14 protein-coding genes and 2 riboswitches are annotated in these 15,046 nt (G+C 35.8%); of the genes, 6 read left to right on the top strand and 8 right to left on the bottom strand.

Going from position 1 to position 15,046, the window contains the following annotated elements; translation table 11 throughout:
• Positions 1 to 62 precede the first annotated feature (62 nt).
• Complete coding sequence (locus tag MKX37_RS20780; RefSeq protein ID WP_002138338.1) at positions 63 to 1,457, top strand: L-cystine transporter; 1,395 nt, start codon at positions 63 to 65, stop codon at positions 1,455 to 1,457.
• A gap of 80 nt (positions 1,458 to 1,537) precedes the next feature.
• On the opposite strand, the gene MKX37_RS20785 is transcribed toward MKX37_RS20780, so the two are convergent.
• Together MKX37_RS20785 and MKX37_RS20790 are read right to left on the bottom strand one after the other, a co-directional pair.
• A complete protein-coding gene (locus MKX37_RS20785) occupies positions 1,538 to 1,930 on the bottom strand; it encodes a hypothetical protein (protein WP_002190672.1) in 393 nt (130 codons plus the stop codon).
• An 87-nt stretch (positions 1,931 to 2,017) separates the two neighbouring features.
• Entirely contained in the window at positions 2,018 to 2,233 is a 216-nt protein-coding gene (locus MKX37_RS20790; protein WP_002067106.1) for a DUF3912 family protein, read from the bottom strand.
• Between the two features lie 252 nt (positions 2,234 to 2,485).
• On the opposite strand from MKX37_RS20790, the gene MKX37_RS20795 reads away from it, so the two are divergent.
• Positions 2,486 to 2,797, top strand: coding sequence for a hypothetical protein (locus tag MKX37_RS20795; RefSeq protein ID WP_002129099.1), 312 nt, complete (start codon positions 2,486 to 2,488; stop codon positions 2,795 to 2,797).
• Positions 2,798 to 2,833: 36 nt separating this feature from the next.
• Here MKX37_RS20795 and MKX37_RS20800 read toward each other — a convergent pair whose 3' ends face one another.
• From MKX37_RS20800 to MKX37_RS20825, 6 genes are all read right to left on the bottom strand, one after another.
• On the bottom strand, positions 2,834 to 3,322 hold the full coding sequence (locus MKX37_RS20800; protein ID WP_002015119.1) for a hypothetical protein: 489 nt from the start codon (positions 3,320 to 3,322) through the stop codon (positions 2,834 to 2,836).
• Positions 3,323 to 3,430: 108 nt separating this feature from the next.
• A complete protein-coding gene (locus MKX37_RS20805) occupies positions 3,431 to 3,808 on the bottom strand; it encodes a nucleoside 2-deoxyribosyltransferase (protein WP_002034029.1) in 378 nt (125 codons plus the stop codon).
• A 97-nt stretch (positions 3,809 to 3,905) separates the two neighbouring features.
• Positions 3,906 to 4,148, bottom strand: a complete 243-nt coding sequence (locus tag MKX37_RS20810; RefSeq protein WP_085960924.1) for a DUF3966 domain-containing protein — start codon at positions 4,146 to 4,148, stop codon at positions 3,906 to 3,908.
• A gap of 242 nt (positions 4,149 to 4,390) precedes the next feature.
• Complete coding sequence (locus MKX37_RS20815) at positions 4,391 to 5,449, bottom strand: undecaprenyldiphospho-muramoylpentapeptide beta-N-acetylglucosaminyltransferase (protein WP_002067149.1); 1,059 nt, start codon at positions 5,447 to 5,449, stop codon at positions 4,391 to 4,393.
• Positions 5,450 to 5,467: 18 nt separating this feature from the next.
• Positions 5,468 to 8,866, bottom strand: a complete 3,399-nt coding sequence (gene metH, locus MKX37_RS20820) for a methionine synthase (RefSeq protein ID WP_078421757.1) — start codon at positions 8,864 to 8,866, stop codon at positions 5,468 to 5,470.
• Entirely contained in the window at positions 8,866 to 10,698 is a 1,833-nt protein-coding gene (locus MKX37_RS20825) for a bifunctional homocysteine S-methyltransferase/methylenetetrahydrofolate reductase (RefSeq protein WP_078421758.1), read from the bottom strand. The genes metH and MKX37_RS20825 overlap by 1 nt, the downstream gene beginning before the upstream one ends.
• Positions 10,699 to 10,768: 70 nt before the next feature.
• Positions 10,769 to 10,878: riboswitch (SAM riboswitch) on the bottom strand.
• A gap of 202 nt (positions 10,879 to 11,080) precedes the next feature.
• Positions 11,081 to 11,194, top strand: a riboswitch (SAM riboswitch).
• Between the two features lie 89 nt (positions 11,195 to 11,283).
• Between MKX37_RS20825 and metI the strand changes: the two genes are divergently transcribed.
• From metI to MKX37_RS20845, 4 genes are all read left to right on the top strand, one after another.
• Positions 11,284 to 12,396, top strand: a complete 1,113-nt coding sequence (gene metI, locus MKX37_RS20830) for a cystathionine gamma-synthase/O-acetylhomoserine thiolyase (RefSeq protein WP_002184958.1) — start codon at positions 11,284 to 11,286, stop codon at positions 12,394 to 12,396.
• Complete coding sequence (gene metC / locus MKX37_RS20835) at positions 12,393 to 13,556, top strand: cystathionine beta-lyase (RefSeq protein WP_002165069.1); 1,164 nt, start codon at positions 12,393 to 12,395, stop codon at positions 13,554 to 13,556. The genes metI and metC overlap by 4 nt, the downstream gene beginning before the upstream one ends.
• A gap of 172 nt (positions 13,557 to 13,728) precedes the next feature.
• Entirely contained in the window at positions 13,729 to 14,235 is a 507-nt protein-coding gene (locus MKX37_RS20840) for a cysteine hydrolase family protein (protein WP_003191346.1), read from the top strand.
• 437 nt (positions 14,236 to 14,672) lie between these two features.
• A complete protein-coding gene (locus MKX37_RS20845) occupies positions 14,673 to 14,963 on the top strand; it encodes an ArsR/SmtB family transcription factor (RefSeq protein WP_000894375.1) in 291 nt (96 codons plus the stop codon).
• Positions 14,964 to 15,046: the final 83 nt, after the last annotated feature.

Genomic DNA, 15,046 nt, shown 5'->3' on the forward strand with positions numbered 1-15,046 from the left:
TTGACTTATAGGTTTTATTACCTTATATTCTATATAACACATTGGAATTAGGGGGAATCAACATGAATACACTGCTTGTCGGGATTAACATCACAGTCATGCTCATTTTAGTTGGCGTATTGTATTATATGCAACGTAAGCATGTATCTTTTAATAAACGTGTATTTACTGCTTTAGGAGTCGGAATTATCTTTGGTCTTATATTACAATTTATTTATGAACCTACTTCTAAAGTAATTATCGAATCAAATACCTGGTTTAGTTTAATTGGTAACGGTTATGTGAAATTACTTCAAATGATCGTTATGCCACTTATTTTAGTATCTATTATTTCAGCATTTACAAAATTACAATTAACGAAAAACCTTGGTAAAATCAGTGGTCTTATTATCGGAATTTTAATTCTTACTACAGGAATTGCCGCAGCTGTCGGTATAGCTGCAAGCGCAGGATTTGATGTATCAGCAACAGGATTACAACAAGGTGATGCAGAATCTGCTCGTCTGAAATTAGTAGAAGAAAGATTTACTTCTATTGAAAAGACAACAATTCCAGACAAATTGTTAGAACTGTTGCCTACGAATCCTTTTCTTGATTTAACAGGTGCTCGTCCAACATCAACAATTTCTGTTGTAATATTTGCAGCCTTTATCGGGATTGCCTTTATAGGTGTAAAACGAAAATATCCAGAACAAGCAGAGCTATTTAAGAAAATGCTTGATGCTGTATATGCAATCGTAATGCGTATGGTAACATTAATTTTACGTCTTACTCCATACGGCGTATTAGCTCTTATGGCAAAGACAGTTGCTGGTAGCGATATTAACGCTATTTTAAAACTTGGTAACTTCGTGTTAGCATCTTACGTAGCTCTTATCGTAATGTTTATCATTCACTTATTATTAATCGCATTATCTGGTTTAAATCCAATTCAATATTTGAAAAAAGTGTTCCCTGTATTAACATTTGCATTTACATCTCGCTCTAGTGCTGGTGCAATGCCATTAAATATTGAAGCTCAAAAAGAAAAGCTTGGTATTTCTGAAGGAATCGCTAACTTCGCTGCATCCTTTGGGGTATCTATCGGTCAAAACGGTTGCGCAGGTATTTATCCAGCAATGCTTGCTATGATGGTCGCTCCAACTGTAGGAATTGATCCATTACAACCACAATTCATTTTAACTTTAATCGCTGTCGTTGCTATTAGCTCATTCGGTGTTGCCGGTGTTGGTGGCGGTGCAACATTCGCAGCGTTAATCGTACTATCTACAATGAACTTACCAATCGGCATTGTCGCTCTTGTTATCTCAGTTGAACCATTAATCGATATGGGTCGTACAGCTCTTAACGTAAGTGGTTCTATGACAGCTGGTCTTATTTCTAGTAAATGGCTTGGTGAATTAGATCAGGATACGTACAATCAAGATGATGTAAAAACTGGTGAGATTGCTTCATAATAAAAAAGGACGCTAACAATTTATACTGTTAGCGTCTTTTTTATTATGTTCCATCTCTATACATCTTCTCTTGAAAGTTATCACTCCAAGTATTCTTCTAGTTGCTCTTTTAACTCTTCCTCAATCTCATAACAAGATTCATCAACAAGTTCCCCTACTTTCTTACTCCCCCAAACTCTCGACTGAGTTGGCATCCCTAAAAAAGTATTTTCGCATCTCCAAATTGGAATAATGTAAAATTCAATCATCTCTCCTTCTTCATCTAATATCGCTATAGAAACTGATGAATAATATCCTATTTCAAAGGGATTCTCTTTTTCTCTTTCAAATCCCATATCTAATTTCATATTTTTCCCTATGTATAAATGCGAATACGCTTTAAAAAATCCAAGTGATATTCGCTCGATTTCCTTTTCCATACCTTTAATGTTCTCTTTCAACTCCAATGTAAACTCTTGTTCTTTATACTTCATTTCCGTATCCCCACACATAGAAAAAGAGAATATAATAACATATTCTCTTTTCTCAAATATATTTCATTATCTCACAGCCCGTCCCTTTCACAAATAACCATTTTGCTCGCACCATTTATGAAATTGTCCTACATCTACTCCAACTAACACGATATCCTTTAGCTCTACATCAATACTTTGTTCTCCAATTACAATAGCAAAATGGGATTCTAATTGTTTTTCATTTTTCTTTACAGTTCCAATTCGGTTCCGATGCGGCCCATCTTTTATATATGCTTTTTGTCCTACAATATCAAAGTTCAAGATTCTCACCTCTTTTACTGCGCTCAAATTGGAAATACAATCTCCACCTCGGAAAATTTCCTTTCATTGCACTATTTCTCTATATATATGACGAAACAATAAAAGAGTCCTTCCTTCTTTACAATTATTTTTTCTTTGTTTCATTTTTATGATTGAAACGTAAAGTTTATAATAAAATACACTTGGAAGCGCTTTCTACGTAATTTTTTATGTTATAATATAAAAGTAGAACTTCGTAAAGAGGGTTAAAAAATGAATACAAACATGATTAACAAAGTAATTGAAGCATTAAAAGTATATGGCTTTCAGGATGTATCATTCTGTGAAGAAACAAAGCAATTTTTATTTCATAACGAAACCGATATTATGAGCGGCTATGCAGAAATAACATATAGTAGTCAATTCGAAAAATTTAACGTACAAATTCATCCAATTGAAACGCATCACCAAGCAGAGTTACAAGAGGTTGAAAGACATATACAAGCTTGCATACGAAAAGTAGAGTATTTAAATGCACTTCTTACTGGACAAACAAAGCTAGATGATAAAATTATTATTATGTAAAAAAAAAAGAACGTGAAGCTATCACGTTCTTTTTCATTATACGTTCATTTTCCCCTTCAGCTGTAATCCTGTAACAGATTCTAATACATCCATCGCTTCTTCAAACGTCATATCAAAAATTGTCTTCTCTTCTATATAGGGAAACTGTCTAAAGCGCTTTTCTAACATTTTCACTGCATCCGATGTGAAGTTTGCGCTATCAATGCCAAATTCTGTTTCAAGAAGCACAATCCAATCTAACACATGAAAACCTAATCCATTTACGAATGAAATAAGTTTTTCTTCTGGCTGTGGAGATAAGAATACGTTTCGCTCCAGCTCACTGAAAAGTTCTTCTCCTAAAATTCCTGCTAACTCATCATCATGTTCGCGTTCAATAATCTCTTCATAACCGTAATCATCAACAAGCTCTTCTACTTCTTCACTATCCGCAAAAAGCAATTGACTAAGAATTGCATCTTTCTTAAATTCACTGTTTTGTACAACCTCTAAAAAACTTGTTTCCCATCCATTTTCTAATTTCATATTTATAACTCCTTTATATGCTTTACTTATAATAACTGTGCCCAAAATAGCCTAATGGTAACCTTCACTCTTTTTTTGCAAGAAATATTTCTCGCTGCATTCCCACGTCTAACATTCCACTTTATTTAATATATATGAGACAAGCCCCTCAATTTCTCCTTCGAAAATATCAACTTCTCGTAAATGGTAGAATGTCGTTTGCAACTCATTGCCCTTGTGATATATATAAATTTTCTTTTCTAAAGCAATTGCCATCCCTAATTCTGTATGACTTCCATTCCCACCCTCTAGTATGAGTAAGAAAACATCAGCTTCTCGTATCGCTTCTTGTTCTTCTTCACCAATCTTTTGCAATTGTTCTCTATTGGTTGCTCTTTCATTTTTCGTCCAATCATATGTATGCTGCCATCCCACTTCTTTCAACTGGCTTGATACGAAACGAACAAGATGTTTATTTTGAAATCCTGAAGCAATATAAAATTTCATTTATATTCACTCCTTAAATATGTATGGGGAAACTCCTTTTTTAGCGTTAATGGGATTTTTTCAAAAAAAATCCCCATCCTTAGAACTTATTTGCGTTTCAATGATGGGGTGCCTCATGATCTTCTTTTATTTTTTGTTTTTTATAACTTTCATCAGCTAACATTTCTAGTTCAGCTGTTATTTCTGATTTTTCAAGCTCTCGTTCTTGTGAAAATTTCCGTGAAATATAAACAATAACACTACCAACGTACAACACAAAGCATATAATAAGTGCAGTATTTTCATAGAGACTTAGCTCCAACACAGTCACTCCTAATCCATTCGTATTTTCACGCTTAATCAATTGGAATTTCCCTATTAACCATTTGTTACCCCGCATTAACGGGCAGTAAGACCCCCACCTCAAAATTCAACGAAAACAAAGAAGTTAGGTGTGGGATTAACTGCCCGTAAAAGCCCGATTGGTTCAACTAATAATCAGTGGGGATGAACCCCCCACTGATTAAAGTTTCACTTTATTGTAACATAAAAATATCAATTCTTGGAATCTTTCATCCTACTAAAAAAGACATGATTGTTTAATCATGCCTCTGAAATATGTTGAATGATAGTTTTAATCGCTTCTTTTCCATTATATTTTTTTAATGCTGTTTTATACGTCTCATTATTATGAGATAGCTCTTCTATATGCTTTATAAGTGAGTTCACCGTTACATCCTCTTCATATAATACCGATGCATACCCTTGTCTTTTAAAGGATTCAGCATTTAAAATTTGATCTCCACGGCTTGCAAATTTCGATAACGGAATTAAAACCATCGGCTTTTGCATTGTTAAAAATTCAAAAATCGCGTTGGATCCCGCACGTGAAATAACAAAATCTGTTGCTGCTAATATATCCGGCAACTCTTCATGTACATATTCAAATTGTCTATATCCTTCTTTATTTTGTAAGGATTCATCAAGATTTCCTTTTCCGCAAAGATGCACAATTTGATAATTTTTCAGAAGATCTGGAAGTGCCGATCGAACCGTTTCATTAATTTTCTTTGCGCCTAAACTTCCTCCCATAACAGTAATAACTGATTTCTTCCGGGAAAACCCTAGAAACTTTAAACCTTTTTCAAGATTTCCTCTTAGTACGTCTTCACGTACAGGCGATCCTGTATATATTACTTTTTCTTTCGGTAAATGTTTCGCTGCTTCTTCAAATGTAACAAATATTTTCGAGGCAAAACGGAGCGCAATTTTATTTGCTAGTCCAGGTGTCATATCAGATTCATGTAATAAAACTGGCACCCTATTTAGCCACCCTCCTATTACGACTGGTACGGATACGAAACCACCTTTTGAAAAAATAACATCCGGTTTTAGTTTACGAATTGTTACGTACGCATCCATAACACCCTTCATCACGAGAAAAGGATCTTTTATATTTTTCAAATCAAAATAACGACGTAGCTTCCCGCTTGCAATACTATGGTATGGGATTCCTTCTTTTTCTATAATCGTTTTCTCAATCCCTTGATGAGAACCAATATAAGAGATATCCCAGTTCTGCTTTTGTAAATGTGGAATAATTGCTAAATTAGGTGTTACATGCCCGGCCGAACCGCCACCTGTAAAGACTATTTTTTTCATACGTCTCCCCCTTCTACACTATAGTACACTAAAATACCTTGCCTCAGGGTGAGAAAATACCATAGCCGTTACAGACGCTTCTGGCTCCATCATAAATCCTTCTGTTAATGAAATACCTATTTCTTCTGGATGAATTAAGCGAAATAATTTTTCTTGATCAGCAAGTTCTGGGCATGCTGGATAACCAAATGATACGCGTATTCCTCTATATTTTGTACGGAATCTCTCTTCCATCGTCAGTTCAGGCGAATCTGGAATTCCCCAACGATCACGAATGAGCATATGTGTTTTTTCAGCAAGTCCTTCTGCTAATTCAAGTGCTAACGACTGAATCGCATGACTGCGTAAATAATCTCCCTTCGCCTTCCATTCCTCTGCAATATCTCGAACCCCTTCTCCAACGGTAACAGATAAGAAAGCGACATAATCCATCTCATCTCCAATCGGGCGTATATAATCTCCTAAAGTACGGTATGGTGCTTTCCCTTGTCTCGGAAATTCAAATCGCTCTATAATACGTGTGTGATCTTCCGGATCGTATATAATTATATTTTGTCCATCACTTTGCGCCGGGAAAAATTGATACACCGCTTTTGGGCGTAACCAAGATTGTCCTTCTTGTAATAATTCATCAATTAAATCATTTAGCTCATGTGCTCTTTTATCCCCTTCTTGCAAGAGTTTTTTTACGTTTCCTTTTAACCCAAGATGGTGTCCAATTAACATTTGTCTATTTAAAAACGGTGCAAGATGAAGGGCAGGAATATCCCGTAATACAACTCGTTTCGTCGAATCTGGCACTATAACAGTTGCTTTTGGCAACGGCTCAATAACTGCGGGAATTTCTATTTTTTTCTCCTCTTGTTTCACAATATGAAGATGGCGTTCCTTTTTATCTCGCTTCATCTTTTCACGTTCTTCTTCTTTTTGTAATTTGTTAATAATATCAAGACCTGTCATTGCATCACTTGCATAACATACGAGCCCTTTATAAGATGGAGAAATACGATTATCTGTAAATTTCCTCGTTAGTGCTGCACCACCTACAACAATTGGAATATCAATATTCGCTGCTTTTAAATCTTCAGCAGTCGTTACCATTTGTTGCGCTGATTTTACTAACAAACCAGAAAGGCCAATAATATCAGGTTTCTTTTCTTGTACTTCTTGAACAATTCGATCCGAACGAACATTAATTCCTAAATTAATAATTTCATATCCGTTATTTGATAAAATAATTTCAACAAGGTTTTTCCCAATATCATGTACGTCTCCTTTAACAGTCGCTAATAATACTTTCCCTTTTTTTGCACTCTCACTAGATTCCATATGTGGCTCTAAATAACTTACGGCAGCTTTCATACTTTCAGCACTTTGCAATACTTCAGCAACGATAAGCTCATTACCATTAAATAATCGCCCCACCTCATCCATTCCTGTCATAAGCGGCCCGTTAATAATATCCAGAGGTTTTCGTCCTTCTGTAAGCGCGAGACTTAGATCTTCTTGTAGTCCTTGCTTCGTACCTTCTACAATATAATTTGCCAGTCGTTCATCAAGTGTTAGCGTTTCTTGTATAACGACATCTTTCTTTTTGGCAACACGATAAAAGTTTGTAAATTTTTCTAACGTCTCTTTCGTCGTTTCAAATAATAATGCATCCGCAAGACGTTTTTCTTCCTCTGGAATTAACGCATAGCGTTCTAATTTTTCCGTATTAACAATCGCATAATCTAATCCTGCTTTCGTTGCATGATATAGAAAGACAGAGTTTAATACTTCTCGTCCCGCTGGTGGTAAACCAAAAGATATATTACTCACACCTAGAATCGTTAAACATTCTGGTAACGCTTCTTTAATAAGACGAATTCCTTCTATAGTCGCTGCCGCTGAACCTATATATTCTTCATCACCTGTTCCTACAGGAAACACAAGCGCATCAAAAATAATATCAGATGGGCGTATACCATACTTTTTCGTTAGTAATTCATAGCTTCTTTTAGCAATCTCTATCTTTCTTTCTGCACTAACTGCCATACCATCTTCATCAATTGTCCCTACAACTATCGCAGCACCGTATTTCCGAAGAAGGGGTGTCACTTTTTCAAAACGTTCTTCTCCATCCTCTAAATTAATAGAATTGATAACACCTTTTCCTTGAATATAAGTAAGAGCTTTCGCCATAACATTTTCATCTGTTGAATCAATCATAATCGGTACTTTTAACACTTTCGTAACTTCTGCCAAGAATCTTTCCATATCTTCTATTTCATCACGATCAGGGTCTGCCATACAAATATCAATAATATGAGCATTTTTCTTCACTTGCGCTCTTGCCACTTCAGCAGCCTCTTCAAATTTCCCTTCTGCTACTAATCTTTTAAACTTACGCGATCCAATTACATTCGTCCTTTCTCCAACAAATAAAGGCCTCATAGAATCATCGTATTGCAACGCTTCTAGTCCACTAATTCCATGTCCAACCCTTTCATGATGCTCACGAGGGTTAATCGAGGCAAGCGCCGATTTCATTACACGTATATGTTCTGGTGTTGTGCCACAACAACCACCAATAATATTAATCCATCCTTCTTCAGCAAAACGTTTTACTTTTTCAGCAAGTGACGCTGGAGATTCGTGATAATGCCCATCTTCATCAGGAAGACCAGCGTTTGGATAACACGAAATATAACACTCCGATAAATCAGATAGGGAACGTATATGTTCCCTCATAAATTCTGGACCAGTAGCACAGTTTAATCCAACCGATAATGGCTTCATATGCTCTACCGATAAATAAAAGGCTTCGATCGTTTGACCCGCTAAAGTCGTTCCCATCGGTTCAATTGTTCCAGAAATCATAATAGGTACTATTTTGTTTAGTTCTTCAAACGCCGATTGAATTCCAATGTACGCAGCTTTCACATTACGCATATCTTGACTCGTTTCAACGAGTAATACATCAACTTCTCCTCTTAATAGTCCTCTCGCTTGCCTTGTATAGGCTTCAATTAACTCTTCAAAAGTCACACCACCTGTAACACTAATCGCTTTCGTCGTTGGTCCCATCGCTCCCGCAACATACACTTCTTTCCCACTTTCTTTAACCGCTTGCTTCGCCACAAGCGCTGCCCTTTCATTTAACTCTTCATCTAAATGAGACAATGCATAATCACTTAATACAATATTTGTTGCACCAAACGTATTCGTTTCAATAATATCTGCTCCAGCTTCAATGTAGACTTTATGAATATTTAAAATAACATCCGGTCTTGTTTTTACTAAATATTCATTACAACCTTCGTATTCTTCTCCTCCAAAATCTTCCGCTGTTAAGTCTTCTTGCTGAATCATCGTTCCCATTGCACCATCTAATATTAAAATTTCATGTTGTAATCTCTCTTCTATTCGTTTCATCAATTAATACCTTCTTTCACTTCTTGCTTTTCTCTCACATATTTCACGAGATGTTCTGTAATTTCATATTTTAAAAACGGTGTAATAAGATAAATACCGTTAAAGTATTTCATCGCCGCATCGATCAACTCTTGTGAAATACGAATCCCTTCCTCTATGGCTGCCTCTTTCGTTTCATGTCCATCCATTCTTTGTCTTATCTCTTCAGGGAGAGTAATACCCGGCACTTCAAAATGAAGAAAATCTGCGTTCCGCTTACTTACTAACGGCATAATTCCAATAAAGATAGGTTGTTCCAAATGCTTTGTCGCTTCATATACTTCTTCTATTAAAGCAACATCATATATCGGCTGCGTTAAGAAATATTCAGCACCAGCATCAATTTTTCGTTCCATTCGCTTGACCGCTGCTTTTAAATGCCTTACATGAGGATTAAATGCACCTCCAACAGAAAATCTTGTTGCCGGACCAATTGATTTCCCTAAAATAGAGCGTCCGTCGTTCATCTCTTTAATCATTTTAATGAGCTCTATCGATGACAAATCATATACAGAAGTTGCACCTGGGAAATCACCAACGCGCGCTGGATCACCAGTTAAAGCTAGCACTTCCTCCATACCTAATACTGATAATCCAAGTAAGTGAGACTGTAGTCCAATGACGTTATGGTCTCTACACGTTAAATGCGTCAATACTGGAATATCATGCTTCGTTAATAATGCACCCATAGCCATATTCGAAACACGAGGAGATGCTAATGAATTATCTGCTAGAGTAATAGCATCCGCTCCAGCCCTTTTCAGTGCTCTTGCCCCTTCAAAAAAACGCTGCGTGTCTAACGTTTTCGGTGGATCTAATTCCACTACAACTGTCGTTTGTTTCTTTGCCTTTTCTGCTAGAGTAACATGAGCTCTCGAACGCTTCTCATGTGTATGGACCACTTTAGGCCTTTGAATCGTCTCCTTTGCTATTACAGGTGCAACATTTGCAATAGCACGTTTCATTCCTTCAATATGTTCCGGGGTAGTACCACAACAACCACCTAATAAACGAATACCTTGTTCAATAAATTTCGGTGTCATCTCTTCAAAATACGCTGGACTTCCCTCATATACGTAACGCCCTTCCACATAATTCGGGAGACCTGCATTCGGATATGCTGATAAATAGCCATTTTGAGGAATCGATATCATTTTGAAAGCTTCCGTCATATGAAGTGGCCCTAATTGACAGTTCAATCCAACAACATTGGCACCGTAATCCAAAAGCTGTTTTAATATTTCATTGACATCATTCCCATTTTGAGTCGTACCTGCCTCATGTAACGCTAACTGAGCAACAATCGGAATACTCGTTTGTTTACGCAATACTTTAACGGCATGCAATAATTCAAATTCATCATAAAAAGTTTCTAATAGTAATCCATCAACCTGTTCTTCTAGTAAAGCACCTGCCTGCTCAAGTAACATAAATTCTCGCTCTATATCAGTCGTTGTAACAGCACCAATATGTTTCATACCTCCAATTGTCCCTAAAATTGCATTCCGATCTGTTACTGATGCTTTCGCAATATTCACTGCCGCTTTATTAATTTGGACAACTTGATTCTCTAGACCATACATGCGGAGTTTCGCTTCATTCGCACCATACGTATTCGTTTGAATAACATCCGCTCCAGCAGCTACATATTGTTTATGGATCGATATAATTAAGTCCGGATCAGACAAATTCAATTCTTCAAAACTACTTTGTAAACCATGCGAATGTAATAACGTTCCAACCGCACCATCACCTATTACAATTCCTTTTGATAATAAATCTAGTAATTTCACGAATCTCCCTCATTTCTATCAATATAAAAACCCCCTCTTCACTTTGAAGAGGGGGACATAATTGTTCCTCCTCTTATTATGCAAAACACACGTTTTGCAGGTTTTAGCACCGTTTCAAACATTTAGTTTGAAGGTTGCCGGGTTTCACAGGGCCTTTCCCTCCACCGCTCTCAATAAGAGTTTGTCTTTATTATTTTATTTATGTAGCTAAAAGGAAATACGTTCCCCTTTTAACAATGTTTGTTAATTTTTTATAAATTTAGCACGCACTAAAATAAAAGTCAATGACACTTGCGGAAAAATAAAAATTATTTGAAATAAAGTTGCAATTCAATTATCTTTTGTTGTAAAGTTAAAACCATAATAAAATTTCATACGAACATTCTTATCTAGAGAGGTAGAGGGACTGGCCCTTTGACGCCTCAGCAACCATTAACATTCATTCGTTAATAAGGTGCTAATTCCAGCAAATTGTGAAAGATTTGACAGATGAGAAGAAGACTCTATTCAATCCGAAAGCCTTCTTCTTAGAAGGCTTTTTTTATTTTCACTTAGTCGTTCACTTTAAAAAGGGGGAATTTTCACATGTCAACAATCGAAACAAAACTAGCACAAATCGGGAACCGTAGCGAAACTACAACAGGAACTGTTAATCCACCTGTTTATTTCTCAACTGCTTATCGTCACGAAGGAATTGGTAAATCTACTGGCTTTGACTATTCAAGAACTGGAAATCCGACTCGCGGTCTTTTAGAACAGGCAATTGCAGACTTAGAAAGCGGTGAGCAAGGGTATGCCTGTAGTTCAGGAATGGCGGCTGTTCTCCTTGTCCTTTCACTATTCCGTTCCGGAGATGAGCTTATCGTATCTGAAGACTTATACGGGGGAACATATCGTCTATTTTCCGAACATGAAGACAAGTGGAATATTCGATGTAGATACGTAGATACACAATCTATTAAACAAATTGAGCAAGCAATCACATCTCAAACGAAGGCTATTTTCATAGAAACACCGACTAATCCATTAATGCAAGTAACTGATATCGTAAGTGTAGCAAGTGTAGCGAAAAGGCACGGACTACTTCTTATTGTAGATAACACGTTCTATACACCTTATATACAGCAACCATTAACAGAAGGTGCAAACATCGTCCTTCACAGCGCAACTAAATATTTAGGCGGTCATAACGATGTACTAAGCGGACTTGTCGTTGCGAAAGGGAAATCTCTTTGCGAGGAGCTTGCTCATTATCATAATGCCTCTGGTGCTGTCTTAAGCCCGTTTGATTCATGGCTATTAATTCGAGGCATGAAGACTTTAGCACTTCGCATGAAACAGCATGAAGAAAACGCTCATGCAATTGTTGCTTATTTAAATGATGAAGATGGTGTGACAGATGTATTTTATCCAGGAAGAGGTGGTATGATTTCATTTCGCCTTCAAGATGAAACTTGGATTAATCCTTTCTTACAATCTTTATCCTTAATTACATTTGCTGAAAGTCTTGGCGGTGTCGAAAGTTTAATGACTTATCCAGCAACGCAAACTCATGCCGACATTCCAGAAGATGTTCGAACAGCACGTGGTGTTTGTAATCGTCTTCTCCGTTTTTCAGTCGGCATCGAAAATAGCAACGACTTAATTCAAGACTTAAAGCAAGCAATTAAAATTGTAAAAGAAGGTGTAAGAATATGAGTTATTCCATAGATACGCTTTTACTGCATAATCAATACAAGCATGACTCACACACAGGAGCTGTTAACGTTCCCATCTATAACACATCAACATTCCATCAGTTTGATGTAGATGCTTTTGGAAAGTATGACTATAGTAGATCTGGAAATCCAACACGTGAAGCTCTTGAAGATATCATTGCTTTATTAGAAGGCGGGACAAAAGGATTTGCCTTTGCATCAGGCATTGCAGCCATTTCTACTGCATTTCTCCTTCTTTCACAAGGTGACCATGTTCTTATTTCAGAAGATGTATATGGAGGCACTTACCGAATTATAACTGAAGTTCTCTCTCGTTACGGTGTTTCACATACATTTGTTGATATGACCAATTTAGAGGCAATAAAACAAAATATCAAACCGAATACGAAGCTCTTTTATGTAGAAACACCATCTAACCCACTTTTAAAAGTGACAGATATTCGCGAGGTTTCTAAACTCGCAAAATCTATTGGTGCTCTTACATTTGTTGATAATACATTTTTGACACCACTATTCCAGAAGCCACTTGACCTTGGCGCCGATGTCGTTCTTCATAGTGCCACAAAATTCATTGCCGGTCATAGTGATGTTACTGCCGGATTAGCAGTTGTAAAAGATGCCGAACTCGCTCAAAAACTTGGATTTTTACAAAATGCATTCGGCGCTATTTTAGGACCGCAAGATTGTTCTCTCGTGCTTCGCGGCATTAAAACATTGCATGTACGTCTCGAACATTCAGCTGCAGGTGCCAACAAAATCGCACATTTTTTACAAGAGCACTCTAAAGTTCAAAATGTCTATTACCCTGGATTACAATCACATCTTGGCTATAGTATTCAACAAACTCAAGCAACATCAGCTGGGGCTGTTTTATCTTTCACCTTACAATCCGAAGATGCACTGCGCCAATTTTTATCAAAAGTTAAACTACCCGTTTTTGCGGTTAGTCTAGGAGCTGTTGAATCTATTCTTTCATATCCAGCAAAAATGTCACATGCAGCTTTATCACAGGAAGCACGTGATGAAAGAGGGATTTCCAATTCATTACTTCGTTTATCGGTTGGTCTTGAAAATGTTAACGATTTAATATCCGATTTCGAAAATGCTCTTTCTTATGTCGAAGAACCTATTAATGCATAGAGAGAAAAGAAGATATGAAATTAAGTTTTTATATCTTCTTTTTATGCTGTCTAGCATATTCATTTTAATGCTTCTCTTTCTGTTATAGTCCATAAAAAAATAAAAATGCATTATCTATTTCCAAGTAATGGATTAATTGATATATTAAGAAATAAAAAAAGGGGTAAAAATAATGGATACTTGTGCAGATATTTTAATCGTTATCGATTTACAAAATGGGGTATGCTATAGCAAAGAGCATTTATTCGATTTACAAAATTTACTTACAAAAGTAAATAAAAGAATTTCTTCATACAGAAAATCAAATAAACCAATCATTTTTGTTCAACATTGTGATGATGATTTGGTACCCGAAAACGAACTTTGGGCTATTCATACCAATCTAGATGTTCAAGAACAAGATTTTTTTGTAAGAAAAACACATGCAAATTCATTTTATAAAACGAACTTAAAAGAGATTTTAGACCAATTATCTGTACATCATATTGAATTTTGTGGTGCCCAAACAGAGTACTGTATGGATGCTACGATTAAATTTGCCCATGGACTAGGATACAAAAACTTCATGGTACAGAAAACAACCTCTACATTAAATAATCCATTTATGTCCGCAAAAGAGACAATTAATTTTTATGAGAATATATGGAATCACAGATTTTTAAAATTGATACAAGATTAACTCTAGAATAAATGACTAATGGTTTGATCATTCTAAGATTTATCAGCTACACTCAAATATTTCATTATCACCATTATAAAGAAGCTGATTATAATCAACTTCTTTTAACCTGTTTTATATTCTATATATAACATTATAATTCCTTTGTCATATTATTTTAAAAATTTTGTATATTCATTTGAAAGAATAAGAAAATCATGATAAAATTGTGTTACGAATATATCTATATCTTTCAATTTTTGAAACGCATCAAAATTTTCACCCAAAAATGTCATTTTACAAAACTGTGCTAATTTATCTATTTTATTTACATCAGGGTCTCTTTTCTTACAATTTCTTTACTTTAGGACTCTTTTTCTGCAACAACTATTTTCTTTTCTTTAAATTTTTGGTATGTATAGTATGGTATAACAGCTCACACGGAGGTGGAAAAGAACATGTTAGAAACCTTTCAAAAAGAAATAGAACTATATGAAAGCAATGCAGAATTATTGAAAGTGCTTGCTCATCCTGTTCGCTTATGTATTGTAAAAGGATTAATTGAACGTGGCCCAAGCAATGTTTCTACAATGTACACAGGCTTAAACATGCCACAATCTACAATTTCACAGCATTTAGCAAAGTTAAAAAGTGCTAAAATCGTTTCTAGTGAAAGAAAAGGATTAGAAATTTACTACAAAGTAGAAAATGAAACAATTATTCAACTCGTTCGCGTATTATTAGGTTAGGGACTAATAGACGGAGAAAAAGAACGTATTCTATATTTTTCATCTCATATCTTTAATATAAATATATATCATGAGAGGAAATA

Source organism: Bacillus sp. FSL R5-0709 (genome assembly GCF_038004785.1).
Taxonomy (GTDB): domain Bacteria; phylum Bacillota; class Bacilli; order Bacillales; family Bacillaceae_G; genus Bacillus_A; species Bacillus_A mycoides.

Excerpts from the sequence above, each read along its gene's own strand:
- MKX37_RS20780 (WP_002138338.1), top strand. The coding sequence starts at position 63 with ATGAATACACTGCTTGTCGGGATTAACATCACAGTCATGCTCATTTTA.
- MKX37_RS20785 (WP_002190672.1), bottom strand. The coding sequence starts at position 1,930 with ATGAAGTATAAAGAACAAGAGTTTACATTGGAGTTGAAAGAGAACATT.
- MKX37_RS20795 (WP_002129099.1), top strand. The coding sequence starts at position 2,486 with ATGAATACAAACATGATTAACAAAGTAATTGAAGCATTAAAAGTATAT.
- MKX37_RS20800 (WP_002015119.1), bottom strand. The coding sequence starts at position 3,322 with ATGAAATTAGAAAATGGATGGGAAACAAGTTTTTTAGAGGTTGTACAA.
- MKX37_RS20805 (WP_002034029.1), bottom strand. The coding sequence starts at position 3,808 with ATGAAATTTTATATTGCTTCAGGATTTCAAAATAAACATCTTGTTCGT.
- MKX37_RS20815 (WP_002067149.1), bottom strand. The coding sequence starts at position 5,449 with ATGAAAAAAATAGTCTTTACAGGTGGCGGTTCGGCCGGGCATGTAACA.
- metH (WP_078421757.1), bottom strand. The coding sequence starts at position 8,866 with ATGAAACGAATAGAAGAGAGATTACAACATGAAATTTTAATATTAGAT.
- metI (WP_002184958.1), top strand. The coding sequence starts at position 11,284 with ATGTCAACAATCGAAACAAAACTAGCACAAATCGGGAACCGTAGCGAA.
- metC (WP_002165069.1), top strand. The coding sequence starts at position 12,393 with ATGAGTTATTCCATAGATACGCTTTTACTGCATAATCAATACAAGCAT.
- MKX37_RS20840 (WP_003191346.1), top strand. The coding sequence starts at position 13,729 with ATGGATACTTGTGCAGATATTTTAATCGTTATCGATTTACAAAATGGG.
- MKX37_RS20845 (WP_000894375.1), top strand. The coding sequence starts at position 14,673 with ATGTTAGAAACCTTTCAAAAAGAAATAGAACTATATGAAAGCAATGCA.